At 70.0% G+C, this 22,907-nt stretch carries 17 protein-coding genes; 11 read left to right on the top strand and 6 right to left on the bottom strand.

Annotation, left to right across the window (positions count from 1 at the left end; genetic code table 11):
- Positions 1–6 precede the first annotated feature (6 nt).
- The gene (locus tag AC1DFC_RS21345) at positions 7–639 is read right to left on the bottom strand and encodes a cysteine hydrolase family protein (RefSeq protein WP_478179948.1); all 633 of its coding nucleotides are present in this window, start codon (positions 637–639) and stop codon (positions 7–9) included.
- A 100-nt stretch (positions 640–739) separates the two neighbouring features.
- On the opposite strand from AC1DFC_RS21345, the gene AC1DFC_RS21340 reads away from it, so the two are divergent.
- Positions 740–1,717, top strand: a complete 978-nt coding sequence (locus AC1DFC_RS21340) for a GlxA family transcriptional regulator (protein WP_007829948.1) — start codon at positions 740–742, stop codon at positions 1,715–1,717.
- A 26-nt stretch (positions 1,718–1,743) separates the two neighbouring features.
- Here the strand turns inward: AC1DFC_RS21340 and AC1DFC_RS21335 are convergent, their stop codons facing one another.
- The 5 genes from AC1DFC_RS21335 to AC1DFC_RS21315 form a co-directional block, all read right to left on the bottom strand.
- Entirely contained in the window at positions 1,744–2,613 is an 870-nt protein-coding gene (locus AC1DFC_RS21335) for an FkbM family methyltransferase (protein WP_007829950.1), read from the bottom strand.
- Positions 2,610–3,407, bottom strand: a complete 798-nt coding sequence (locus AC1DFC_RS21330; RefSeq protein WP_007829952.1) for a hypothetical protein — start codon at positions 3,405–3,407, stop codon at positions 2,610–2,612. The genes AC1DFC_RS21335 and AC1DFC_RS21330 overlap by 4 nt, the downstream gene beginning before the upstream one ends.
- A gap of 22 nt (positions 3,408–3,429) precedes the next feature.
- The gene (locus AC1DFC_RS21325; protein WP_478179947.1) at positions 3,430–5,352 is read right to left on the bottom strand and encodes a sensor histidine kinase; all 1,923 of its coding nucleotides are present in this window, start codon (positions 5,350–5,352) and stop codon (positions 3,430–3,432) included.
- 47 nt (positions 5,353–5,399) lie between these two features.
- Positions 5,400–6,467: an ABC transporter substrate binding protein gene (locus tag AC1DFC_RS21320; protein ID WP_007829955.1), complete on the bottom strand. Its 1,068-nt coding sequence runs from the start codon at positions 6,465–6,467 to the stop codon at positions 5,400–5,402.
- A 155-nt stretch (positions 6,468–6,622) separates the two neighbouring features.
- Positions 6,623–8,512: an ATP-binding response regulator gene (locus AC1DFC_RS21315; RefSeq protein WP_007829956.1), complete on the bottom strand. Its 1,890-nt coding sequence runs from the start codon at positions 8,510–8,512 to the stop codon at positions 6,623–6,625.
- Positions 8,513–8,673: 161 nt separating this feature from the next.
- Here AC1DFC_RS21315 and phnD (AC1DFC_RS21310) point away from each other — a divergent pair, with 161 nt between their 5' ends.
- From phnD (AC1DFC_RS21310) to mltA, 10 genes are all read left to right on the top strand, one after another.
- Entirely contained in the window at positions 8,674–9,708 is a 1,035-nt protein-coding gene (gene phnD / locus AC1DFC_RS21310; protein WP_478179946.1) for a phosphate/phosphite/phosphonate ABC transporter substrate-binding protein, read from the top strand.
- On the top strand, positions 9,708–10,784 hold the full coding sequence (phnD, locus tag AC1DFC_RS21305) for a phosphate/phosphite/phosphonate ABC transporter substrate-binding protein (RefSeq protein WP_478179962.1): 1,077 nt from the start codon (positions 9,708–9,710) through the stop codon (positions 10,782–10,784). The genes phnD (AC1DFC_RS21310) and phnD (AC1DFC_RS21305) overlap by 1 nt, the downstream gene beginning before the upstream one ends.
- Before the next feature lie 112 nt (positions 10,785–10,896).
- Entirely contained in the window at positions 10,897–11,361 is a 465-nt protein-coding gene (locus AC1DFC_RS21300) for a hypothetical protein (protein ID WP_478179945.1), read from the top strand.
- Positions 11,358–11,663: a hypothetical protein gene (locus tag AC1DFC_RS21295; protein ID WP_413334891.1), complete on the top strand. Its 306-nt coding sequence runs from the start codon at positions 11,358–11,360 to the stop codon at positions 11,661–11,663. Before AC1DFC_RS21300 ends, AC1DFC_RS21295 begins: the two co-directional genes overlap by 4 nt.
- A 158-nt stretch (positions 11,664–11,821) precedes the next feature.
- Positions 11,822–13,153, top strand: coding sequence for a type VI secretion system baseplate subunit TssK (gene tssK, locus AC1DFC_RS21290; protein WP_056594645.1), 1,332 nt, complete (start codon positions 11,822–11,824; stop codon positions 13,151–13,153).
- A gap of 30 nt (positions 13,154–13,183) precedes the next feature.
- Positions 13,184–14,515 carry a DotU family type VI secretion system protein gene (locus tag AC1DFC_RS21285; protein ID WP_478179944.1) on the top strand — a complete coding sequence of 444 codons (1,332 nt, stop codon included), beginning with the start codon at positions 13,184–13,186 and terminating at the stop codon, positions 14,513–14,515.
- Positions 14,512–18,114, top strand: a complete 3,603-nt coding sequence (gene tssM / locus AC1DFC_RS21280) for a type VI secretion system membrane subunit TssM (protein WP_413334895.1) — start codon at positions 14,512–14,514, stop codon at positions 18,112–18,114. Before AC1DFC_RS21285 ends, tssM begins: the two co-directional genes overlap by 4 nt.
- Positions 18,111–18,758 (top strand): type VI secretion system-associated protein TagF, encoded by a 648-nt coding sequence (gene tagF, locus AC1DFC_RS21275; protein WP_413334897.1) that lies wholly within the window; start codon positions 18,111–18,113, stop codon positions 18,756–18,758. The genes tssM and tagF overlap by 4 nt, the downstream gene beginning before the upstream one ends.
- A gap of 609 nt (positions 18,759–19,367) precedes the next feature.
- A complete protein-coding gene (locus AC1DFC_RS21270) occupies positions 19,368–21,251 on the top strand; it encodes a protein kinase domain-containing protein (RefSeq protein ID WP_478179943.1) in 1,884 nt (627 codons plus the stop codon).
- A gap of 55 nt (positions 21,252–21,306) precedes the next feature.
- On the top strand, positions 21,307–22,905 hold the full coding sequence (gene mltA / locus AC1DFC_RS21265) for a murein transglycosylase A (protein ID WP_478179942.1): 1,599 nt from the start codon (positions 21,307–21,309) through the stop codon (positions 22,903–22,905).
- Positions 22,906–22,907 lie beyond the last annotated feature (2 nt).

Genomic DNA, 22,907 nt, shown 5'->3' with positions numbered 1-22,907 from the left:
AGCCGCTCAGACGCCGCGTGCGCGGCGGTTGGACATCACGACGTTGTCCTTCGGGATCGCCTGGCCTTCCTGCATCGCGGCGATCCATGCCGCGGTCGTGGTCACGGCCGCGAAGTTGCTGTGGAACACCACGCTGAAGACGCGATGGATCTCCTCGGCCGTGACCTTGCCCGCGGCGTTCTCGTACGGCAGCGCGCCGCTGGCGTCGGACAGGAACTCCACGTTCAGGCCGCGGTGCATGGCCTCGTACACGGTGGAGGCATCGCAGTTCTGCGTCATGTAGCCGGCCACGCTCAGCGTGTCGATCTCGTGGCGCGCGAGCCAGTCGGCGAAGTCGGTGCCGGTGAACACGCTCGGGAAGCTCTTGGTGACGAGGTGGTCGCGCGGCCGCTTCGCGATCTCGGGGTGCAGCTGGCCGTTGTGGGTGTCGGCCTGGAACACCGGCGCGCCCTTGGGGGCATGGTGGCGCACCACGACGACGGGTGTGCCGGCGGCGCGTGCCGCGTCCATGGCCTTCGTCACGTTCGGCAGCGTGTCTTCGATGGGCGGGTACTCGATCGGCAGGCCGCCGCCTTCGAAGTATTCGTTCTGCACGTCGACCACGACGAGGGCGCGGCGCGGGGCGGTGTTGCTGCTCATGAAAGGCTCCTTCTCTTGTGTGGTTCGGATGGCCTGATTCTTCGCGGTTGCGCAGTCCGGAGAAAGTGGCCCGAAAGCCATTCATCGATAAGATCGGGCCATGCCAGCGCCAGCCACCGAAACCATCGCCGTCGTCGCCTTCGACGGCATCAGCCCCTTTCACCTGTCCGTGCCGTGCATGGTGTTCGGCGAAGACCGCACCGAGAGCGGCGCACCGCGCTTCCGCCTGCGGGTGTGCGCACCGGAGCCCGGCCCGCTGAAGACCAACGCGGGCTTCACGCTCGGGGTGCAGCACGGGCTGGAGGCCATCCGCCGCGCGCAGATCGTGGTGGTGCCTTCATGGCGCGACGACGGCAGCGCGGCGCCGCCCGCGTTGATCCGCGCGCTGCAGGCTGCGCACCGGCGCGGCGCCACCGTGGTCGGCCTGTGCCTGGGGGCCTTCGTGCTGGCCGAAGCGGGCTTGCTCGACGGCCGGCCCGCCACCACGCACTGGAAGCTGGCTGCGGCCTTCGCGAAGCAGTACCCGCAGGTGCGGCTGCAGCCCGAGGTGCTGTACGTGGACGACGGCAGCGTGCTCACCTCCGCCGGCACGGCCGCGGGCATCGACTGCTGCCTGCACCTGCTGCGCGTGCGCTACGGCGCCGAGACGGCCAATCGCGCCGCGCGGCGCATGGTGGTCGCGCCGCACCGGCAGGGCGGGCAGGCGCAGTACATCGAGCAGCCCGTGCCCGCCGCGGCCGAGCGCGATCGCCTTGCGCCACTGCTGGAGTGGCTGGGCAAGCACCTCGATACGTCGCATGAGCTGGACGACCTCGCGCGGCGCGCGCTCATGAGCCGACGCAATTTCACGCGGCGCTTTCGCGAATCCACCGGCACGACCGTGGGCCGGTGGGTGCAGAACCAGCGCCTCGCGCTGGCGCAGCGGCTGCTGGAGACCACGGACCATCCGGTCGAGCGCGTGGCGACCGGCGCCGGCTTTGGTTCGGCGGTGTCGCTGCGCAAGCATTTCACCACCGCGTTCAAGGTGTCGCCGACGGCGTATCGCCGGCAGTTCTCGCGGGCCGAGACGACGGCCTGAGCCCTCGCTGCTTGCTGCTCAGCGCTTTAGTCGGCCGCCGGCGGCAGGGCCGCGCGCGCGGCCAGCCGCAGGTAGCGCGCCTGCGTGCCTTCGGCCAGCGCGCCGCGCTGCTCCAGCAGCAGCACGCAGCGCAGCGCCAGGTCGAAGGAGCGGAAGCACCAGTGCGCCAGCATGGCCAGGTGCTTGAGCTGTGCGTCGCTCATGGCGTCGGGCCGGGTGATGTCGCGCACGTAGACCAGGTCGGCTTCGAGCAGCTGGCGCAGCGGCTGGCACGGATCACCGTTGACCACGCACGGCGCCAACGGCCAGTGCTTGAGTTCGGCCAGGCAATGCGGCAGGAAGCCCTGGCGACGCAGCTCGAGGTCGATCTCGCCGATCGATGCCTGCCCCTGGTAGATCGGCACGAACGACACCTCGGTCTGCACCGCGACGGCCTGCGCCAGCCGGACCGCGCCTGCGCGCAGCACCGCCAGCTCGCTGCCTTGCGCGTCGATCTTCAGGAAGTCGAGGTGCTCGACTTCTTCCATGTCGTCAAGCCGGCGCGTCTGAACCGCAACGCGCGCCACCACCTGGGCCATCGGCCGCAGCAGGTCGAACAGCGCGAGCGCGGCCGGGTCGGGTTCGAGCAGGCTGGTCATGCCGGGAGCGGCGCACACGTGGAGCGTGTGTGTCCGGCCGTCGCCCACGGCCCACGGGAAGTAGCGCTCCAGCGTGCCCCGCCGCCGCCGCAATGCGCGCAGCGCGTCGGGCTGCGGCTCGAAGCCGGTCACGCGGCACTGGCCGGCCGCCAGCATCGCGCGGTAGGGCGGCTCGCCGTCGATCGGGTTCGCACCGACGTCGACCACCTCGGTGGGGCGATCGAGTGCAAGCAGCCTGGCCAGTGCTTCGTCGTTCATGCCGGGGGACCGCCGCGCGCCGCCAACGCCTGCCCGAAATGGCCCGTGTAGGTGCGAAGGCCCTGGTGCGACAGGTTCGAGCGCGCATCGATCCAGACCTTGCCGCCGATCGACTGCCAGCGGCGGCAGAAAGCGAAGTCCTCGGCCAGGTAGGCGCCGTTGCCGGGCTCGGCGAGCACGTCGAAAAAGCGGTAGTGAAACGCGGCGCGCGCGCGGTCGGCCGGGTCGGCGTGGCGGTCGGGCGCATAGCGCAGTTGGGGAAAGGCGGTGGCCATGCGCTCGAACACGCTGCGCGCGATCAGCATGAAGCCGGTGGGCGCGTCGAGCATCTCGGCGAAGCCGTCCGCATCGATAGCCAGCCGGGGCCCCGCGGCATTCGCGGCGAAGCGGGCATGGCGCGCCTCGAAGTCCTGCCGCGTGCTGCCAGCCGGCAACGGCGCGTCGAGCCCGGCCTCGGGCCAGCCGTCGGTCTTGTGCGGATAGATGCCGGCCACCACGTCGCGGCCCGCCAGCAGCAGCCGCAGGGCCGCCTCGGGCTCGAAGCCGATGTCGGCGTCGATCCAGAACAGGTGCGTCCAGCGCGCATCGGCCATGAACTCGGCCACCAGCCGGTTGCGTGCACGCGTGATGAGGCTGTCGCCGTCGAGAAAGCGCGTCTGCATCGCGAAGCCGTGCGTCCAGGCCAGATTGACCAGGCCGAGCAGGCTGCGCACGTAGTTGCTGCTCATGGTGCCCGCGTGGCTGGGCGTCGCGACGAAGGGACGGATGTCTTTCAGGGCGGCGAGTTCGAGCATCGGCAGGTTTCCTTGAAGGAGGTCAGTTCGCGTGCACGTGCCGCCGCGTGGTCAGCAGCGCGCGCAGCTTGGCCGGCGCAACCGGCTTGGTCAGCAGCATCACGCCGCCCTGGCGCAGCCGCTGCAGCACATCGGGCCCGGTGGCGCCCGACACCAGCACCGCGAGCGCATCGGGCTGCAGGCGCTTGGCGGCGTCGATCACGTCCACGCCGTCGCCATCGCCGGCCAGCTGCAGGTCGCACAGCACGGCGTCGTAGCGGATGTCGCCGGTACCCAGCCGCGCGATGGCCTCGGCGCCGGTGTTCACGCATTCGACCTCGCAGCCCCATTGCGCCAGCAGGGCGCGGCTGCCGTCGAGGATGGCGGGGTCGTCGTCCACCACCAGGCAGCGCAGGCCGGCCAGGGGCGCGGGGGCCTGCTGTGGCGCGTCGGGCGGCGTCACGTCGGCCAGCCGTGCCGCGGGCAGCGTGAAGGCGAAGGTGCTGCCCGCCTGCAGCGCGGAGCGCACGGTGATGCGCGTGCCCAGCAGCGCAGCGATGCGCGCGCAGATGGCCAGCCCCAGCCCGAAGCCGCGGCGCCGGTCGCGCTCGGTGTTGGCCACCTGGTAGAACTCCTCGAAGATGCGGCCCTGGTGGATCGGCGCGATGCCCACGCCGTTGTCGCGCACCTCGATGCGCACGCCGGCCGTGCTGCGCCGCGCGGCCACCAGCACCGTGCCGCCCTCGGGCGCATGGCGCAGCGCGTTGGCCACGAGGTTGCCGACGATGCGCTGCAGCATCGCCGCATCGGTGCGCACGGCCAGGCCGCGGCCGCTCCAGCGCAGACGTATGCGCGCCTGCGCGGCGATGGCGGCATGCTGCGCATCGAGCTGGTCGAACAGCGCGGACAGCGCCACGTTGGTGATCGCCGGGGTCAGCACCTGCGCATCGAGCCGCGAGATCTCGAGCAGGTCGTCGAGCAGCACGCCCATGAACTCCGTGCTCTCCTGCAGCCGCAGCACGGCCGGGCGCTGCGCGGGCGAGGCGCCGGGCAGCAGGCCGTCGATGAACAGGCCCATGGCATGCAGCGGCTGGCGCAGGTCGTGGCTCGCGGCCGCGAGGAAGCGCGCGCGCGACAGCGCAGCCTGCTCGGCTTCGGCCATGCGCTGCAGCGCGACGGCGGTGGCCTCGCGCACGCGCTCCTCGCTGAGCTGGCGGTTGCTCTGCAGGCGCTCGGCGAGGCGATCGATGTCGTGCGCGAGCACCGCGAGTTCGTGCGTGTCGCGCGTGCTGTCCTCGACCACGTCGCAGCGCGCCTCGAAGTGCCCCGACTCCAGCGCGGCGACCGTGCGCGACACGCGCCGCAATGGCCGCGTCACCGTGCGCGCCATGTGCCGCACCGAGGCCCACGCCGCCACCAGCGCGACGAGCGCGATGCCGATGCCCGCGAACAGCGAGCGGCTGCGCTCGCGCGTGTAGGCGGTGGTGTCGCGGAAGGTCTGCACCAGGCCGATGGGCGTGTCGCCCGCCGCGGTGGAGCCGGCGGGCGCGAAGGCGCTGGCGCGCGAGGCTTCGCGCAGCGTGACCGGCGCGGTGAACATGCGCAGCTGCGCCAGCGGCGGCGTCTTGGGGCCGGCCGTGACGTAGACGCCCGCGCTGTTGCTGATTTCCACGCGCGTCACCTGGCCGCCGCGCAGCGCGGCATTGGCCACGTTCTGCAGCGCCGGCAGGTCGCCGGCATAGAGGCTCAGGTCGGACATGGCCGCCACCTGCCGCGCCACGGCCTGGCCTTCGGCATCGAAGGCATCTTCGAGGGTGTGCAGTCGGTTGTGCGTGAACCAGCCGGTGAGCGCCAGCGCCACCGCCGCGCACGGCACCACGCCAAGGCGGAACAGGTCGTGCTGCAGGTTGCCGCGCACGGTCAGCGTGTGGGGAGACTGGAGCGGCGGCGGTGTTGAGGACGACACCGGCGTCCCCCGGGGTGCTACCGGACCGTGGGAAGGCGGTGCGGTGCTCATCGGGGGGGCGCGAGGCGGTCGGCCAGTTCCCGTTCCTCCGGCAGTCGCAGGCCGAGTCCGCGCGCCACGGTGGCGTTGACGCGCACGGTGGCGGGCGTTGCCGCTTCCACCAGCGGTACGCTGTTGCTGCTGCCGCCCGCACCGGCACCCACGCTCGCACCCGCCACCTTCTGGCCGAGCAGCCGCGCCTGTTGTGCGAGCTGCGACGGCGTCGAGACCGCCGCCGCCAGGCCACCCGAGCGCACCAGCCCTTCGCTGGCGCCGAACACCGGCAGGCCCGCGCCCGCCCCGGCACGAAGCACCGAGAGCGTGGCCGCCTGGTTGTCGCCGATCAGGTCGGGCAGCACCATCAGCGCGTCGCTCTGCGGCACCACGAGGCGCAGTGCGGCGGCGAGCGACCTGGCGTCGGGTGCGTACTCCACGCGCAGCTCCCAGGCCGGGTTCGCGCCCTGTGCCGCGCGCTGCAGCTCGCGCACCAGCGGCTCCGATTCGGGCGTGGCGACCACGCCCACGCGGTGCTTCTGCGGCAGCACCGCGTTGATCAGCGCGAGCTGGTCGGCCATGGCCGGGTCGCGCAGCAGCACGCCCACGCGCCGGTCGCCGCGCCGCAGGGCGGGGCTGGCGGCCTTCAGGGTTTCGTACTCGAGCCGGCTCAGCATCGCCAGCACCAGCGGCTCGTGGCCCGGCCGCTCGACGGCGGCGCGCGCGGCGGCGGGGCCGACAGCCATGGTGAGCGGAGCATCGGAGGCGGTGCGCAGGCTGCGCGTGCGCACGCCGGAGTTCGCCGTGCGCTCGGCGTCCGCAGCTTCCGTCGACGCTTGCGGATCGGCGCCGCCCGGCGCGAGTCGCACCAGCTCGAACCTGCCGCCCGGCTCCTGGTCCGCGCGCAGCCGCTGCACGAATTCGGAAGACGCCGCGACGTCGTCGCCCATCAGCACCGTGAGGCTCGCCGCCGTGGCGCTGCTGCCGGCGCCCCAGGCCAAGCCCGCGGCCAGCGCGGCACCGGCCGCGCGGCGCAACCTTCCGTAGAGGGGCGAGAAGAAGGACTTCACGGCAACAAACATGGACTGCTTTCGCAGCGAGGGAGCGATGGTCCAATGTAAGGACGCCCCCCGCTTCGCGCGATAAGGCAGAGGGCTTATGTCAGCGCTGGCAGGCGCCTGCCAGTGTGACGAAACTCACACCATTGCAGCCGCTCGGCCTATGTCCGACGGACTACCTATGCACCTACCATTTGCGCGGCGGCCGCGCGCTGCGCTTGAATGGCCTGGCGCAGCACGCGCGGCGACACCGGCTTGTAGAGCACCGCGATGCCTGCACTCGCCACTTCGCGCAACCGGTCGGGCTTGGTCTCGCCGGTAACGAGCAGGCGCGCGGTACCGGCGCCGATGCCGCGCGGATGGCGCTCGAGTGCGCCGATCACGTCGAGCCCGTTGTCGCCGCCCTGCAGCAGCAGGTCGCTGATCACCATGTCGGGCGGCTGCGCCCAGGTATCGGCGAGTGCCAGCGCCTCGGCGCGGGTCTGCGCGGGCAGCACCTCGGCGCCCCAGTTGGAGAGCACCACCGTCAGGCCTTCGAGGATGGTGCGCTCGTCGTCGATCACGAGGATGCGCACGTTGGCCAGGCTCTCTTCCTCCTCGATGGCGGCGGCGGCGGGCGACACCGCCGGTGCCGGCAGCGCGGGCGGCGCCGAACGCACCAGCACCCGCACGCAGGTGCCCTTGTGCAGCTTCGAGCTCAGTTCGACGCGGGTGTTGAGCAGCTCGGCCAGCCGCTGCACCGTGGCCAGGCCCAGCCCCATGCCGCGCGCGCCGCGCGCCGCCTGGCGGCCGGTGGGCTCCACCTGGTAGAACTCCTCGAACACCCGGGCCTGGTGATGCGTGGCAATGCCCACGCCGGTGTCGACCACGTCGATGCGCACGCCACGGCCGCGCCGACGCGCGCCGATCAGCACGCCGCCCTCGATGGTGTGGCGCAGCGAGTTCGACACCAGGTTGTTCAGGATGCGCGAGAGCATCACGTAGTCGCAGCGCACCCACAGGTCGGTCTTGCGCGCCACCAGCCGCAGGCCCTGCTGCTCGGCCACCGGACGGAAGTTGCGGCTGATCTCCTCGAACAGCCGGTCGAGCGGGAAGTCGATCCACTGCGGCTGCAGCACGCCCGCGTCGAGCTGCGACAGGTTCAGCAGCTCGGAGAACAGCCGGTCCAGCGAATCGACGCACTCGCGGATGTGGCCGATGCGCTGCAGCTTCACCGGGTCGGTCTCGCCGTTGGCCAGGCCGTCGGAAAACAGCGTGAGCGCGTGCAGCGGCTGGCGCAGGTCGTGGCTGGCGGCGGCCAGCAGGCGGGTCTTGGCCTGGCTCGCCACCTCGAGCTGCTGGTTCTTGCGCGCCAGCTCGGCCGTGGCCTCGTTGATGCGGCTTTGCAGCAGCCGGTGGCTTTCGGCGAGCGCGCGCGCGGCCTGGTTGAAGCCCTGCTGCAGGTGGCGCACCTCGGACGTGCCCTCGACGGCCACGCTCGCGTCCTCGCCCGCGCCGAGGCGATCGACCGCCTCGCCGAGCGCACGGATCGGCTCGCTGATGCGGCGCGCCGCCCACCAGCCCGCCAGGGCCACGCCGACCAGGCTGATCGCCAGCACCAGCCCCACGTTGAACCAGACCGAGCGCCGTGCGCTCTGCACCGCGGCCAGGCTCATCTCGACCATCACCTGGCCGGTGTGCCGGCCGTCGTCGCCCACGATGGGCACCACCACCTGCAGGCCGTCGCCGCGGACGCGGTCGACGGTTTCGGAATTGGCCACGATCTCGCCGTCCTCCGTCCAGATCTGCACCTGCTGCACGTTGGGCTGGTAGGTGCCCGACTGGGCGGTGCGCGCCAGCGCGCGGCGGTCCATGCGTGCCAGCGGCGCCTGCGCCACCGTGGCCACCTGCAGGGCCACCGTCTGCGCATTGGCGCGCATCAGCTCGGTGAGATTGCCCAGGTGCTGCCGCGTCAGCACGGTGATTGCCGCGAGCGTGGCCAGCGTTGCCGGCACCAGCGCCAGCAGGATCAGCTGCTGGGCGAAGGTCAGGCGGGCCAGGCCGCGCAGGACGCGGAAGTTCCAGTTCATGAGGGCATTGCAAGCATGGGCGCCGAGCTTAGAGGGGCAACCCGGAACTGGGAAGGCAGGAAAAACATCACGAACTTTGCATGTATTTGATATTTAATGGCGTCCGCGCTGCCCATGTTAGACCCGCCGCTGCGCAACGGCCCTTTGTCCCAGGCCCACAAATGCAGGCTTCCTTGCGCCGATTTGCCGATTTGCCAGGCGCCCTCCGTGCGGCGGCGCTGGCATTGTTCGTGGGGCTGCCGCTGTGGGCCTCGGCCCAGGCCGGCGCGCTGGACGGGCCGGTTCGCTTCGGCATCCTGCCGCTCGGAGGCGCCTTCGAGTCGCGCAACGACTGGGACCCGCTGCTGGCCGAGCTGAGCCGCGCCATCGACCGCCCGGTGAGCGTGCTGTCGGTCAACTCGTACGAGGCGCTGGAGCAGGCCATCCAGCGCGACGAGGTCGACATGGCCTTCCTGTCGGGAAAGATGGCGCTCGACGCCGTGACCCAGCGCCGCATGAAGGTGGTGGCGCAGGTGGTGCGGCACGACGGCCTGCCCGGCTACCGGGCGCTGCTGCTGGCGCGCAAGGCGCCGCCCTTCAATTCGCTGAAGAACATGCTGGAGCAGCCGGAGCGCTGGCGGCTGGCGCGTGGAGAGAAGCAGTCGGTGTCGGGCTTCATCGTGCCGCAGCTGCAGCTCTTCCTGCCGAACCACATCGCGATGGAGACGCGCTTTCTCAGCGAGACCGTGGGCACCCACCAGACCAATGCGCTGGCCGTGGCCAACAGCGAGGCCGACGTGGCCACCAACAACTCGGCCGACTTCGAGCGCTTCAAGCTGCGCTTTCCGGCCGAGACGGAGCGCCTGCAGGTGCTGTGGGAGTCGGAGCTGATCCCGCATGCCCAGATCGTGGTGCGCCGCGAATACCCGCCCGAACTGCGCAAGCGCGTGCAGGCCTTCCTGGTCGGCTACGGCCGCGCCAAGGGGCCGCGCGGCGACGCCGAGCGCGCGGTGCTCAAGTCGCTGCACGACCTGGCCGGCTTCGTGGCCGCCGACAACAGCTCGCTGCAGCCCGCGGCCAAGCTGGCCTACCAGCTCGCCAGGCAGAACGCCATGACCGCGCAATGGGTGAACGACGCCGCGCGCCAGGCCCGCCTGCAGCGCATCGAGAGCGGCTATGCGGACCAGGTCACCGTGCTCAGGGACACGACACCGTGATGAAGCCCTTGCGCGCGTTGGCCCCGCCATGGTGGCTGCTGGCTTTTCTGGCCGCCGTGCTTGCCGGGCCCTTGATGGCCATGGCGCAGGGTGCGGGCGCCGCCGCATCGACCGAGAAGACCGACAAGGCCGCCCCTGTGCCGCCGGCCGTCAGGATGATCCGCTTCGGCGTGCTGCCGCTGGGCGGCGCTGTCGAATCGCGCGCGCTGTGGACGCCGCTCATGGCCGACATGAGCCGCAGCCTCGGCATTCCGGTGAGCGCCTATTCGGTGCCGACGTACGAGGAGCTGGACCGTGCCATCGGCCGCGACGAGATCGACATGGCCTTCCTCTCGGCCAAGATGGCGCTCGATGCCGTGATGCAGCGGCGCATGAAGGTGGTGGCGCAGATCGCGCGGCACGCCAGCGTGCCCGAGCACCGCGCCGTGCTGCTGGTGCGCAAGGACGGGCCGCTCAACACGCTCGAAGGCGTGCTCGCGCAGCCCGAGAAATGGCGGCTCGCGCGCGGCGACAGCCGTTCGGTCACTGGCTTCATCGTGCCGCAGAGCCAGCTCTTCCTGCCGCACAACATCGAGATGGAGACGCGCTTTCGCAGCGAGTTCGTCGGCACCCATCAGGCCACCGCGCTGGCCGTGGCGAACGGCGATGCCGACGTGGCCACCAACAACACCACCGACTTCGAGCGCTTTCGCCAGCAGTTCCCGGTGGAAGCCGAGCGGCTGCAGGTGGTTTGGCAATCGGAGCAGCCGCCCGGCGCGCCGATGGTGGTGCGGCGCGACTACCCGCCGGAGTTCCAGGCGCGGCTGCAGAGCTTTCTGACCGGCTATGGCAAGGCCAAGGGCGCGCGCGGCGACGCCGAGCGAGAAGTGCTGAAGACCCTGCGCGCGGCCTACGGCTATGTCGCGGCCGATGACAGTGCGCTGCTGCCCGAGGCCGCGCTCGAATACCAGCTCGGCAAGCAGAACGCCATGGCCGCCGCCTGGGTCAACGACGCGGCGCGCGAGAAGCGCCTGCAGCGCCTCGAGAAGAACTACAGGGAACAGGTCGAGGCATTGCGTGCGGCCGCCGCGCGCTGAGCATCTACGGATGGCCTTTCAAGGCTGATCCCTGCTGGCGTGCTCCAGGGCCCGGACCCTGGCCCCAAGTGGGGACCTTGGCCAACCGGCAGCACCTGTCCAAGCCGATATCATGGATCTGGCCTGCCAGGGCAACTGGCCAATCAAGGGAGAGAACAATGTCAACGAACATGAATTCGGCTGCGCGTGCGCAGCATTCGGAGCCCAACATCACTCTGTACGGGCGCATCGCTGCAGATCCTGTCGGCTATGTCAGCTGGCCCACGCCCGACCTGCATTTTTCGTCATCGACGACGCCTGCAGCGGCATCACTGTGATCGATGGTCAGCCATCCTTCTTTGAAGCAGGTAGGCGAAATTTTGGTTTGATCCGATCGAACCGATACACGAACTCGCTTCCTGGCGAGGTGCGCACCAAGATTCCTTTGAATCCCCCGCACAACAGCAGTTCCTATGTTGCAGGCTTGCTCAAGAGCGTGACGGGCTACGTGCCTTTGGTGTCCGTACCTGGATATCAGACGCCAGGTTGGGAGAGCCCCATGCCGGCGCATTGCTACAAGGGCGAGGCGATCCGATGAAAACGCGGTGGCGGCTGCCGCTGAACATGCTGGCCTGGACCTTGGCGATGCCCTTGCTCAGCGTCGGCCTGCGCTTCCTGGAGCAGCATCGAATCCTGGCAATGTCGGGGAGTGTGGTGGCGGCGGGAGCGCTTGCGCTCGTGCTGTGGGCCGCGTTGATCTACGCGAGGTGCGTTCCGGCAGCACCCGGGCTTTCGCGCCGCATCGGGTACTTCGTGGCGTTCGTCGCCGCGATGCTTGCGCTGGGCGCGGGAGCCCTTTGGCTGACCTTCTGGGCGATCGTTGCGATCTACGGCCTGTAGCACCCGCCCGGAGGTGCCCGTTCCTTTGCCGGCGCATCTACTCCCTTCGCCGTAGCTCCAAAACCCCGCATCTAGGCCGTTAGGCGGATTTGCCCGCCGCCGCCCGCGCCGGAAACTTCGTGTTTCTTTCAGGCACCCTTGCCGTTGACGGAGTGCGGATGAGTTGGCGAACAAAAGTGGTCTGGAGCGAGGGGATGCTGTTGCAGCCTCAGCACCTGCAGCAGAGCGAGCGTCATGCCGATCATGCGCGGCATGTGCTGCTGCGTTCGACCACCCCCTACGCCTGGGGCTTTGCCGAGCTGGAGATCGACTCCGCTGCGCTCACGCTGGGCAAGCTGGCATTGGTGCGGGCGGTCGGCGTGTTCGGCGACGGCACGGTGTTCGACATGCCGGCGGTCGATCCGCTGCCGGAGCCCATCGACATTCCTTCTTCCATGCGCGACGAGGCCGTGGTGCTCGCGCTGCCGCTGCGCCGTGCCGGTGCGCGCGAGGCCGACGCCGAGGAATATGAAGAGCTGGTGCGCCACCGCGTGCTCGAGTCCGAAGTGCCCGACTCCAACACCGCCGGCGAACGCACCGCCATGCTGCAGCTGGGCCGGCTCCACACGCGCCTGATGCGCGCCGGCGAAGCCACCGACGCCTGGACCACCATCGGCGTGGCTCGCGTGGTCGAGCGCCGTGCCGACAACCAGGTGCAGCTCGACCGCGCCATGCTGCCGCCGCTGCTCGACGTGGCCGGCCATGCCGTCATCCGCGCCTGGCTCGACGAACTGCTGGGCCTGCTGCGCCAGCGCGGCGAGGCGCTGGCGGGCCGCATGACCCAGGGCGGCACCGGCGGCGTGGCCGAGATCGCGGACTTCATGCTGCTGCAGGCCGTGAACCGCAACGAAGCCGTCTTCGCGCACCTGGCGAAGAGCGCGGTGCTGCACCCGCAGCATTTCTTCGAGCATGCGCTGGGGCTGGCCGGCGACCTCGCGAGCTTTCGCGACTCGCGCCGCGTGGCCCACTTCGGCCCCTACGTCCACGACGATCTCGCGATGAGCTTCCGCCCGGTCATGGACGACCTGCGGCGCAGCCTCTCGATGGTGCTCGAACAGTCGGCCATCCGCATCGACCTGCACGACCGCAAGCACGGCGTGCGCGTGGCGATGGTGACGGACGTGGAACTGCAGCGCAAGGCGACCTTCGTGCTCGCGGTGAACGCGAGCATGCCGAGCGAGGCGCTGCGCGCGCGCTTTCCGACGCAGGTCAAGATCGGCCCGGTCGAGCGCATACGCGATCTCGTCAACCTCGCGCTGCCGGGCGTCACGCTGACGCCGATGCCGGTGGCGCCGCGCCAGATTCCGTTCCACACCGGCGCGAACTACTTCGAGCTCGAGACGCGCAACAGCGACCTGTGGCGCCAGCTCGAGCAGTCGGGTGGCATCGCCATGCACATCGCGGGCGACTTCCCCGGCCTCGATCTCGCGTTCTGGGCGATACGTTCCTAGCCAAGCGGCCGACGGAAACGGAACACCATCATGAGCACACCTCCCGATCCCTTCGCTGCCTTCGAGTCGGAGCGCACGGTCATCAAGCCCAAGCCGCGCACGCCGGCAGGAACGCCGCCGGCCGCATCGCCTGCGCCCTTCTTCGGCGGTGCTGACCCGACGCCGGTCGCCGACGTGGGCGAACTCGGCCTGCTCAACCCGCTGGTGTCGGCCGCCGGCAAGCTGCTGGTGCTGATCGGCAAACTGCGCAACCTCGCGCAGCCGCCCAACGTGCCGGCGCTGCGCGCCTCCACCGCCGACGCCGTCAACCAGTTCGATGCCGGCGCCCGCCGCGCCGGGGTCAGCAACGAATCGGTGCTCGCCGCGCGCTACGTGCTGTGCACCGCGCTCGACGAGGCCGTCGCCAACACGCCCTGGGGCGTGCAGGCCGGCTGGAACAAGCAGAGCCTGCTGGTGCAGTTCCACAACGAGACCTGGGGCGGCGAGAAGGTGTTCCAGCTGCTGGCCAAGCTCGCGCAGGACGTGCCCACGCACCGCCAGCTGCTGGAGCTGATCTACAGCGTGCTCGCGCTCGGCTTCGAGGGCCGCTACCGCGTGGTCGACAACGGCCGCGCGCAGCTCGACTCGGTGCGCCAACGCCTCGCGGACCTGATCGCGAAAGACCGCCCGGCCGTCGAGCCCGAACTCTCGCCGCACTGGCGCGGGCAGGGCCCGGGCACGGTGCGCTTGCGCGAGTCGCTGCCGCTGTGGGTGTTCGCGGCGGGCTTCGCGCTGCTGCTGGCGCTCGCATGGTTCGGCCTGCGGCTCACGCTCAACCACCGCTCCGACACCACCTACGCCGCGGTGTCCAGCCTGCGCGCGCCCAACATCCAGATCGCGCCACCCGCGCTGCCGGCGAAGGCGCCACGCCTCGCGCGCTTTCTCGAACCCGAGGTGAAGCAGGGCCTGGTCACGGTGACCGACGAGGCCGACCGCAGCGTGGTGCGGCTGCGCGGCGACTCCTTCTTCGGCTCCGGCAGCGCCGAGCCGATGGCGCAGTCGCTGCCGGTGCTGCGCCGCATCGGACAGGCGCTGGCGGAGGTGAAGGGCGAGGTGCTGATCACCGGCCATTCCGACAACCAGCCGATCCGCTCGCTGCGCTATCCGTCGAACTGGCACCTCTCGGCCGCGCGGGCCGATGCGGTGAAGGGCGCGCTGTCGACGCTGGTCGATCCGGCGCGCATGCGCTCCGATGGCAAGGCCGACGCCGAGCCCGTGGCCGCCAACGACACGCCGGCCAACCGCGCGAAGAACCGCCGCGTCGACATCGTGCTGCTCACGGAACCCGAGCGCGTCGCCGCGAACACGGGAGCCGCGAAATGATCAAGAAAATCTTCGGCTTCCTGTTCAGCCCGCTGCTGCTGACGCTGCTCGCGCTGCTCATCGTCGCGCTGCTGATCTGGTGGATCGGGCCGCTGGTGAAGATCGGCTCGCTCGCGCCGCTCGAAAGCGAAATGGTGCGCGCCATCGTCATCGGCGTGATCGTGCTGGCCGTGGTGCTGCGCGCGCTGTACCGCCGCTGGCGCGCACGCCGCGCGAGCCAGCACCTGACAGACGGCCTCATGAAGGCCCCGGCCGCCAAGGCCGATGCGCCGGTCAACGGCGAGCAGAAGATCCTCGACACGCGCTTCAGCGAAGCCGTCGCTACCCTGAAGCAGATGCGCCTGCACGCCGCCGGCAAGAAGCCGGGCTGGCGCGACTGGATGTCGATCTCGGGCGGCAGCTACCTGTACGACCTGCCGTGGTACGTGTTCATCGGCGCACCCGGCGCGGGCAAGACCACTGCACTGGTGAACTCGGGCCTGAGCTTTCCGCTCGCCGAGAAGTTCGGCCCCGGCGCCATTCGCGGCGTGGGCGGCACGCGCAACTGCGACTGGTGGTTCACCGACGAAGCCGTGCTCATCGACACGGCCGGGCGCTACACCACGCAGGACAGCCACCAGTCGGAAGACAAGAGCGCGTGGGAAGGCTTCCTGGGCCTGCTCAAGAAGGCGCGCCCGCGCCGGCCGCTCAATGGCGTGTTCCTTACCGTCAGCGTGGCCGACCTGCTGAGCCAGGGGCCGGAGGCGCGCACGCAGCTCGCGGCCTCGATCCGTGCACGCCTGCTCGAACTCGACGGCAAGCTCACCACGCGCCTGCCGGTGTACGTGCTCGTCACCAAGAGCGACCTGCTCTACGGCTTCACCGACTACTTCGACGACCTGGGCAAGGAGCAGCGTGCGCAGGTCTTCGGCTTCACGCTGCCGGTCGACGAGAACCTGCAGGTCGAGGAGAAGGGGCTTTCCACGGCCTTCCACCGCGAGTTCGCGCTGCTGCACAACCGCGTGAACGACGGCCTCATCGCGCGCATGCAGCGCGAGACCGACGGCACGCGCCGCGCGGCGATCTTCGGTTTTCCGGCGCAGTTCGGCTCCATCGGCTCGCTGCTGTCCGACTTGCTCGAACAGGTGTTCGCCGGCTCGCGCTTCGCGCAGCCGCCGTGGGTGCGCGGCGTGTACTTCACCAGCGGCACGCAGGAGGGCAGCCCGATCGACCGCGTGATGGGCAGCCTTGCGCGCAGCTTCGGCATCGAGCGCGCGATGCTTGCGACGCAGAAGTCCAGCGGTCGCAGCTACTTCCTCACCTCGCTGCTGCGCGAGGTGGTGTTCCCCGAGCAGCGCCTCGCGGGCGCCGACGTGAAGCTGGAGCGCCGCCGCCACACGATGCGCGTGATCGGCGTGACCGCGATGACGCTTGTCACCGTCGGCCTGCTCGCCGCCTGGGGCTACAGCACGCTGCAGAACATGAACTACCTGAAGTCGGTCGAGGCCCGTGTCGAGCCGGCTCGGCAGAACCTTGCGGCGCTGCCCGCGCGCGTGCAGAACCTGGTCGAGGTCGCCCCCGTGCTGCAGGGTCTGCGCGACATCTGGAAGACGCCCGACAACCGCCAGGGCGACGAGCCGCTGTCGATGACGCTGGGCCTCTACCAGGGCGACAAGCTCGACGCCGCCGCCATGCTCACGCACCAGCGCGCGCTCAACGACGCCTTCCTGCCGCAGATCGCCAAGCGCATCGAGGACCAGCTGCGCACCGCGCAGAAGGACAACCTCGAGTTCACGTACGAGGCGCTCAAGAGTTATTTGATGCTCTACCAGCCCGAGCACTTCGACGCCGAGGCGCTGAAGGCCTGGATCACGCTCGACTGGTCGCGCAACCTCGACCGCGGCATTCCCGAAGACCAGCGCAAGCAGCTCGAAGACCAGCTCGACGTGCTCATCGCCCAGGGCCCGCCGCGCTCGCCGCTCAAGATGGACGAGAACCTGGTGCGCAGCGTGCGCGCCGTGCTCGCGAGCTACCCGCTGGAGCAGCGCGTGTTCAGCCGCCTCAAGCGCCAGCGCGCCAGCAAGGACATTCCGGCCTTCAGCGTGGCCAACGCCACCGGCCCCTCGGGCCCGCTGGTGTTCGAGCGCATCAGCGGCAAGCCGCTGTCCGATGGCGTGCCGGGCATGTTCACCTACGACGGCTATCACAAGCGCTTCCAGAATGAAGTGACCGTGCTCACCGGCCTGCTCGCCAACGAAGACCCGTGGGTGCTGGGCCAGGACCGCAACGCCGCCGACCGGCTGCGCGACGTGGCCAACCTCGGCGCGCTGACCGACCGCGTGCGCCGCCTCTACCTGGAGGAATACGTCAAGCAGTGGGAAGCGCTGCTCGCCGACGTGCGCCTGATTCGCGTGAACGGCCTGGAGAAGAACATCGAGACCGCGCGCATCCTCTCGGGCGTCGATTCGCCGCTCGCGAACTTCCTGCGCGCCGTGGTCAAGCAGACCACGCTGATCCCCGCGGCCGACGCCAGCAAGGACGTGGTCAGCAAGGCCACCGAGACGGTGCGCAACACCCGCAAGGGCCTGGAGGACCTGTTCGGCAGCGACCCTGGCCGCCAGGTGGCGCCGGGCAAGCGCATCGAGAGCATCGTGGACGACCGCTTCGAGTCGCTGCGCCGCCTCGTCACCGCGGGCGGCCCCAACCAGCCCGCGCCCATCGACGACGCGCTCAAGCTCTTCAACGAGGTGTACGTGTACCTCAATGCGGTCGACACGGCGGTGAAGGGCCGCACGTCGCCGCCGCCCGGCGACGTGGCCGGCAAGCTCAAGTCCGATGCGGGCCGGCTGCCCGAGCCGGTGCGCTCGATGGTCGAGAACCTGAGCCAGGCCGGCGCCGCACAGGCCCAGGTGGCCGAGCGCGGCAACCTGAGCCAGGACCTGCGCCCGGTGGCCGAGTTCTGCGCGCGCGCCATCGCCGGCCGCTACCCCTTCGTGCAGAGCAGCAAGCGCGACGTGCTGCCCGAGGACTTCGGCCAGATGTTCGGCCCCGGCGGGTTGATGGACGACTTCTTCCAGAAGCGCCTGGCCGCCATCGTCGACACCAGCACGCGCCCGTGGCGCTACAAGCCCGTGGCCGAGCGCGGCGCCATCACCACCCAGGCGATCGCCCAGTTCGAGCGCGCCGCGCGCATCAAGGAAATCTTCTTCCGCGGCGGCGGCCGGGGCCCGTCGATGCGGCTGGACTTCAAGCCGGTGGAGATGGACGCGGGCATCACCCAGTTCATCCTCGACGTCGATGGCCAGCTCGTGAAATACGCGCATGGTCCCGTCGTGCCCATGGCCGTGCAATGGCCGGGACCGAAGGGCAGCAACCAGGTGCGCATCCAGGTGAGCCCGCCGTCGACCACCGGCAGCTCGGGCGCGGCGGTGGACGGGCCGTGGGCGCTGTTCCGCGCATTGGACGACGGGCAGCTCGAAGCGGGCGATGCGCCCGAGAAGTTCTTCATCACCTTCCAGATCGGCGCGCGCAAGACGCGCTTCGAAGTGACGACGAACAGCGTGCAGCATCCGATCCGACTGCGCGAGCTGCGTGAGTTTTCTTGTCCGGAGGGGTTGTGAGCGTTGAGTCTTCATCGCCGCTCTTTGCATCGACCGCGTTGCCGGGGTGGTTCGGCAAGCTGCCGGGCATGGGCGACTTCGCGCATCGCCGGCTGCCTGAGTCGTTCCGTGCGGTGTGGGACCAGTGGCTGCAGCGCGGCATGGCGCGGCTGCGGGATCGGCATGCGGACTGGACCGAGCGGTATCTGGAGGCGCCTATCTGGTGCTTTGCGCTGGGGCGGCAGGTGGCGGGGGAGCGGGCGTGGATCGGGGTGCTGATGCCTTCGGTGGATGGGGTGGGGCGCTACTTTCCGTTTGCTTTGGCGATGGAGCTTGATGAGGCGGTGCCTGAACAGCTTCAAGGGGCGGCGCTGGCTGCGGCGCTGCAGTGGTGGGCGCATGCGACTCAGGCTGCGCTCGAGGGGCTGGATGGGGATCTGGATGCGCTGCGGTTCGATGCTGTGCTGCAGAGGCTGTTTGCTGTTGCCGATGCTGCTGCGTCGGTTCGCGAGAACGCAGTGGAGTCGTTGATGTTGCCTGTTGCTGGGGCCTCGCTTTGGTTGGGGGATCCTGCTGCTGAGCATGGGGTTCGGATGTTGAGTACCGGGTTGCCTCGGGATGAGCAGTTTGAAGCGTTGTTTCTCGGCTTTGCGGAGGAGGGGTGAGATGAGTGCCTCTCTTCGTTATGTTTCCCGGGGCCGGGTCTCGCCCCGGCAGGCGACTTACTTTCTTTGCTTCGTCAAAGAAAGTAAGCAAAGAAAGGCGACCCCACTGTCTGCGACCCTTCGCTTCGCTTCGGGCAACCTGCGGTGCTCGCGTTTCGCGGGGTCCGCAGAACTCGCTTCGCTCAAACAGCTGCGGCCCTTATCCGCGAAACGCTGCGCTCCTCGGCGCAGCCAGAGGGGAGGGGAATCCTCCCGGGCCTTTGCTTCGCTCGGCCCTTACGCGGCTGCAGGCGCTGCGCGCCTGCAGCCGCCCCCCGCCGAGCGCAGCGATGGCGCGTTCGGTTTCCAAATCCCTTCTGGCTGCGCCGAGGAGCGCAGCGGTTCGCGGATCAGGGCCCGCCCTTGTTTGAGCGAAGCGAGTTTGGGCGGGACCCCGCGAACCGCGAGCACCGCAGGTTGCCCGAAGCGAAGCGTAGGGACGCAGACAGTAGGGTCGCCTTTCTTTTGCCTACGTTTCTTTGGCGAAGCAAAGAAAAGTAGGTCGCCCGCCGGGGCGAGACCCGGCCTCGGGAAGCAAACCAAAAGCACAGTTCAAACAGGAGCCAGTCGATGACCGACTCCAACGACGACCGCACCCAGGTCCTGCCCAAAGCCGCGCAGCCGCCGACGACCGGCGACATGACCGCCACCGTCATCACCGCCGGCGCGACCCCCGTCACCAGCCCTGCCACGGGCAGCACCGAAGCCGGCCTCCTCCCCGTAGGCAGCCGCCTCGCGGAATTCGAAGTCACCAGAGTCATAGGCCAGGGCGGCTTCGGCGTCGTCTACGAGGCCTGGGACCACACCCTCGAACGCGTGGTGGCCATCAAGGAATACCTGCCAACGTCGCTATCGACAAGACAGCAGGACGGCACAGTGGTCCCCCTGTCGGAACGACACCGCGAAACCTTCGACCTCGGCATGCGCAGCTTCATCAACGAAGCGCGATTGCTGGCCCAGTTCGACCATCCGTCGCTGCTCAAGGTCTACCGCTTCTGGCAGGAGAAGGGCACCACCTACATGGTCATGCCCTTCTACCGGGGCGACACGCTGAGAGAGGCCCTGGTGGCCATCCCCGCCGGTGTCGACGAGGCATGGCTGATCCGCATCATGGACGGCGTGACGCAGGCGCTCGCGGTGATGCACAACGCCAACTGCTACCACCGCGACATCGCCCCCGACAACATCATCCTGCTCGAAGGCTCCGGGCGTCCGGTGGTGCTCGACTTCGGCGCCGCGCGCCGCGTGATCACCGACAAGACGCAGGCGATCACCGTCATCCTCAAGCCCGGCTATGCGCCCATCGAGCAGTACGCCGAGATGCCCGACATGTCGCAGGGCGCGTGGACCGACGTCTACGCACTCGCAGCCGTGATGCACGTGGCCGTATGCGGCCGCGCGCCGCCGCCGTCGGTGGCGCGGCTGCTGTCCGACAGCTACGTGCCGCTCGCGGGCAACGAGATCCTGCGCCAGCGCTACAGCACGCGGCTGCTCGAAGCCATCGATGCGGGCCTGGGCGTGCGGCCCGAGCAGCGGCCGCAGTCGATGGCCGAGCTGCGCGCGGCGCTCGATCTCGAGGTGGGGCACAGCATCGCGCCGACGCCACGCACGCAGCCGCCATCGGGAGCGCGGGCCACCACGAATGCCGATGCGGCGACGGTCATCGCCAGCGGCAGCAAGACCGGCAGCGGCAAGGCGCCTGCACCCGCCCCCGCCAGCGGCGGAAAGGGCAGCAGCAAGACTGTCGCCGCACTCGCATCGGTCGCCGTCCTCGCGGCCGCGGCAGGTGGCGCCTGGTGGTGGTTCCAGGGCCGCGCAGGCGGTGAAGCGGGCAGCGGCGCCGGCAAGCAGACCGTCGCCGCCACGCCGGCCCCGCCGCCCGACACCAAGGTTGCAGAGGCACCACCTCCTGCGCCTCCACCGCCGCCGCCGCCTCCGGCCCCGCGCACCCCTGCCGAGTCGCTGCAATCGCTTGCGGCCGGTGCAGCCCCGGGCTTCGACGTGACGGCCACACCGAAGAAGGCCGAGGTCGCCATCGGCAAGGACCGCCTCGCTTTCGAGGTGCGCAGCAAGCGCGAGGGCTTCGTCTACGTTTTCCTTCTGTCCAGCGGCGGCGAGATGTTCCTGCTGTTCCCGAACCTGCTCGACAAGTACAACAAGATCACCGCCGGCGGCTCGCTCTCGCTGCCGCGCGCCTCGTGGCCGATGGACGCGGGCGGCCCGGCCGGCACCGACCAGTTCGCGGTGCTCGTGAGCGAGCGCGAGCGCGATTTCAGCGCCGCCGGCGTGCAGAACGACGGCGTGTTCCCGGTGTTCCCTCTGCCGGTGCTGGCCGCGCTCGAAGCCACGCGCGGTACCGGTCCGACGCCGCTGCTGGGCAAGCCCGTGTGCGCGCCCAACACCCCGTGCAACGACGTCTATGGCGTTGCGAATTTCAAAATCGTCGAGAAGTAATCGTCTGTAGGGCGTTGGCCCCTCGGGCCGCCACTTGCTGGACAAGGAGACTTTCATGACCGCTTCACAACCGCAACAGCAGCCCGAACAGCGCCTCGCCTGCGCGCTCCGATGGGCCGTTGCCGCCGCCATCGCGTCGCTGGCGGGCTGCGCCGCACCACCGCCGGCCGCCACGGGTACCGGCGCGGCCACGACCGACGCCGCGGGCAGCACGACCGCCTCGCGCCCGCCACCCGATGGCAGCAGCGTGGCCGGGCAGGCGCGCACTTTCTCTACGCAGCTCGCCACCTACACCTCGGTCGGTTTCGACTCGGTGCCGGGCTGGGCGCGCGACGATTTCTCCGAAAGCTGGCCCGCCTTCCTCGGCAGCTGCAAGGTGCTGACCGGGCGCGGCGCCGAGTGGAAAGAGGTGTGCGCCCGCGCGCTGAAGGTCGACGGCAAGAGCAACAACGCCATCCGGGGCTTCTTCGAGGGCGAGTTCTCGGCCTACCAGATCCGCGACGACGACCGCAGGCCCGACGGCGTGGTCACCGGTTACTTCGAGCCCGAGATCGCGGGCGCCCGCCAGTACGGCGCACCCTTCATCTACCCCGTCTACGGCCAGCCCGAGGACATGCTGTTCGCCGACGCGCGCAAGCTGCCCCCCGGCAGCGGCACGGTGGCGGCGCGGGTCGAGGGTCGCAACGTGGTGGTGCAGACCGGCCTCAGCACGCGCGACATGGGTGCACCGGGCCTCTATGCGCTCGACCTCTCGGCCATTTCGCGCGACACGCTCGACCGCAAGGTGCGCCTGCGGGTCGAGGGCAAGCAGCTGCTGCCGTACTACACGCGCGAAGAGATCGAGACCAAGGGCGCGCCCAACGCCAAGGTGCTGGCCTTCGTGAGCAGCGCCACCGCGCTGTACGAAATGCAGATCCAGGGCTCGGGCCGCATCAGGATGGCCAACGGCGACATCGTGCGCGTCGCCTACGCCGAGCAGAACGGCCAACCCTTCCGTCCGACGCTGGCGCAGGCCGCCAACGGCAAGCCGCGCAGCCCGGTGAAGGTGCGCGGCTCGTCCATCGAGCTGCAGTTGGACGACGGCGACGAGGACGACACCGGTGCCGTCGACAGCGGCACCATCCGCACGCGCGGCTTCACGCTCGTGCGGCCGGTGGCCAGCGGCCCGGTCGTCGTGCCGGGGCGGCGCGCGGCTGGCGCGGTGAGCGGCTCGGGCATCAAGGACCCGAGCTACGTGTTCTTCAAGGAATCGATCTCGCCGGTGGGCGGGCCGGTGGGCGCCTTCGGCGTGCCGCTGTCGGCGGGACGTTCGATTGCGGTCGATCCGCGCAGCACGCCGCTGGGCTATCCGGTGTTCGTGTCGACGCGCACGCCCGGCAGCGGCGCGCCGATGCAGCGCCTGACCATCGCGCAGGACACCGGCGGCGCCATCCGCGGCGCGGTGCGGGCCGACTATTTCTTCGGCAACGGCCAGCAGGCCGCGACCAACGCGCGCCGCATGAAGGAGCGCGGGCAGCTGTGGATTCTTCTGCCGCGCGGCCTCGCGGTGGCGCAGGCCGCGGTGTCGTCGGCTATCCGCACGCGCGGCGGGGCGGTGGGGGCGAACCTGCCGCAGTGCCTGGTGCCCTCGGAAGGCAGCTGCGTCGACGATTGAAG

Source organism: Variovorax sp. 10L421 (assembly GCF_056395365.1).
Note: the sequence above shows the minus strand (reverse complement) of the source record. Positions and strands in the feature narration are given on the sequence as shown.

What these genes read in the sequence shown, in the direction of transcription:
- AC1DFC_RS21345 (WP_478179948.1), bottom strand. Translation starts at nt 639, where the DNA reads ATGAGCAGCAACACCGCCCCGCGCCGCGCCCTCGTCGTGGTCGACGTG.
- AC1DFC_RS21340 (WP_007829948.1), top strand. Translation starts at nt 740, where the DNA reads ATGCCAGCGCCAGCCACCGAAACCATCGCCGTCGTCGCCTTCGACGGC.
- AC1DFC_RS21335 (WP_007829950.1), bottom strand. Translation starts at nt 2,613, where the DNA reads ATGAACGACGAAGCACTGGCCAGGCTGCTTGCACTCGATCGCCCCACC.
- AC1DFC_RS21330 (WP_007829952.1), bottom strand. Translation starts at nt 3,407, where the DNA reads ATGCTCGAACTCGCCGCCCTGAAAGACATCCGTCCCTTCGTCGCGACG.
- AC1DFC_RS21320 (WP_007829955.1), bottom strand. Translation starts at nt 6,467, where the DNA reads ATGTTTGTTGCCGTGAAGTCCTTCTTCTCGCCCCTCTACGGAAGGTTG.
- AC1DFC_RS21315 (WP_007829956.1), bottom strand. Translation starts at nt 8,512, where the DNA reads ATGAACTGGAACTTCCGCGTCCTGCGCGGCCTGGCCCGCCTGACCTTC.
- phnD (WP_478179946.1), top strand. Translation starts at nt 8,674, where the DNA reads ATGCAGGCTTCCTTGCGCCGATTTGCCGATTTGCCAGGCGCCCTCCGT.
- phnD (WP_478179962.1), top strand. Translation starts at nt 9,708, where the DNA reads ATGAAGCCCTTGCGCGCGTTGGCCCCGCCATGGTGGCTGCTGGCTTTT.
- AC1DFC_RS21300 (WP_478179945.1), top strand. Translation starts at nt 10,897, where the DNA reads ATGGATCTGGCCTGCCAGGGCAACTGGCCAATCAAGGGAGAGAACAAT.
- AC1DFC_RS21295 (WP_413334891.1), top strand. Translation starts at nt 11,358, where the DNA reads ATGAAAACGCGGTGGCGGCTGCCGCTGAACATGCTGGCCTGGACCTTG.
- tssK (WP_056594645.1), top strand. Translation starts at nt 11,822, where the DNA reads ATGAGTTGGCGAACAAAAGTGGTCTGGAGCGAGGGGATGCTGTTGCAG.
- AC1DFC_RS21285 (WP_478179944.1), top strand. Translation starts at nt 13,184, where the DNA reads ATGAGCACACCTCCCGATCCCTTCGCTGCCTTCGAGTCGGAGCGCACG.
- tssM (WP_413334895.1), top strand. Translation starts at nt 14,512, where the DNA reads ATGATCAAGAAAATCTTCGGCTTCCTGTTCAGCCCGCTGCTGCTGACG.
- AC1DFC_RS21270 (WP_478179943.1), top strand. Translation starts at nt 19,368, where the DNA reads ATGACCGACTCCAACGACGACCGCACCCAGGTCCTGCCCAAAGCCGCG.
- mltA (WP_478179942.1), top strand. Translation starts at nt 21,307, where the DNA reads ATGACCGCTTCACAACCGCAACAGCAGCCCGAACAGCGCCTCGCCTGC.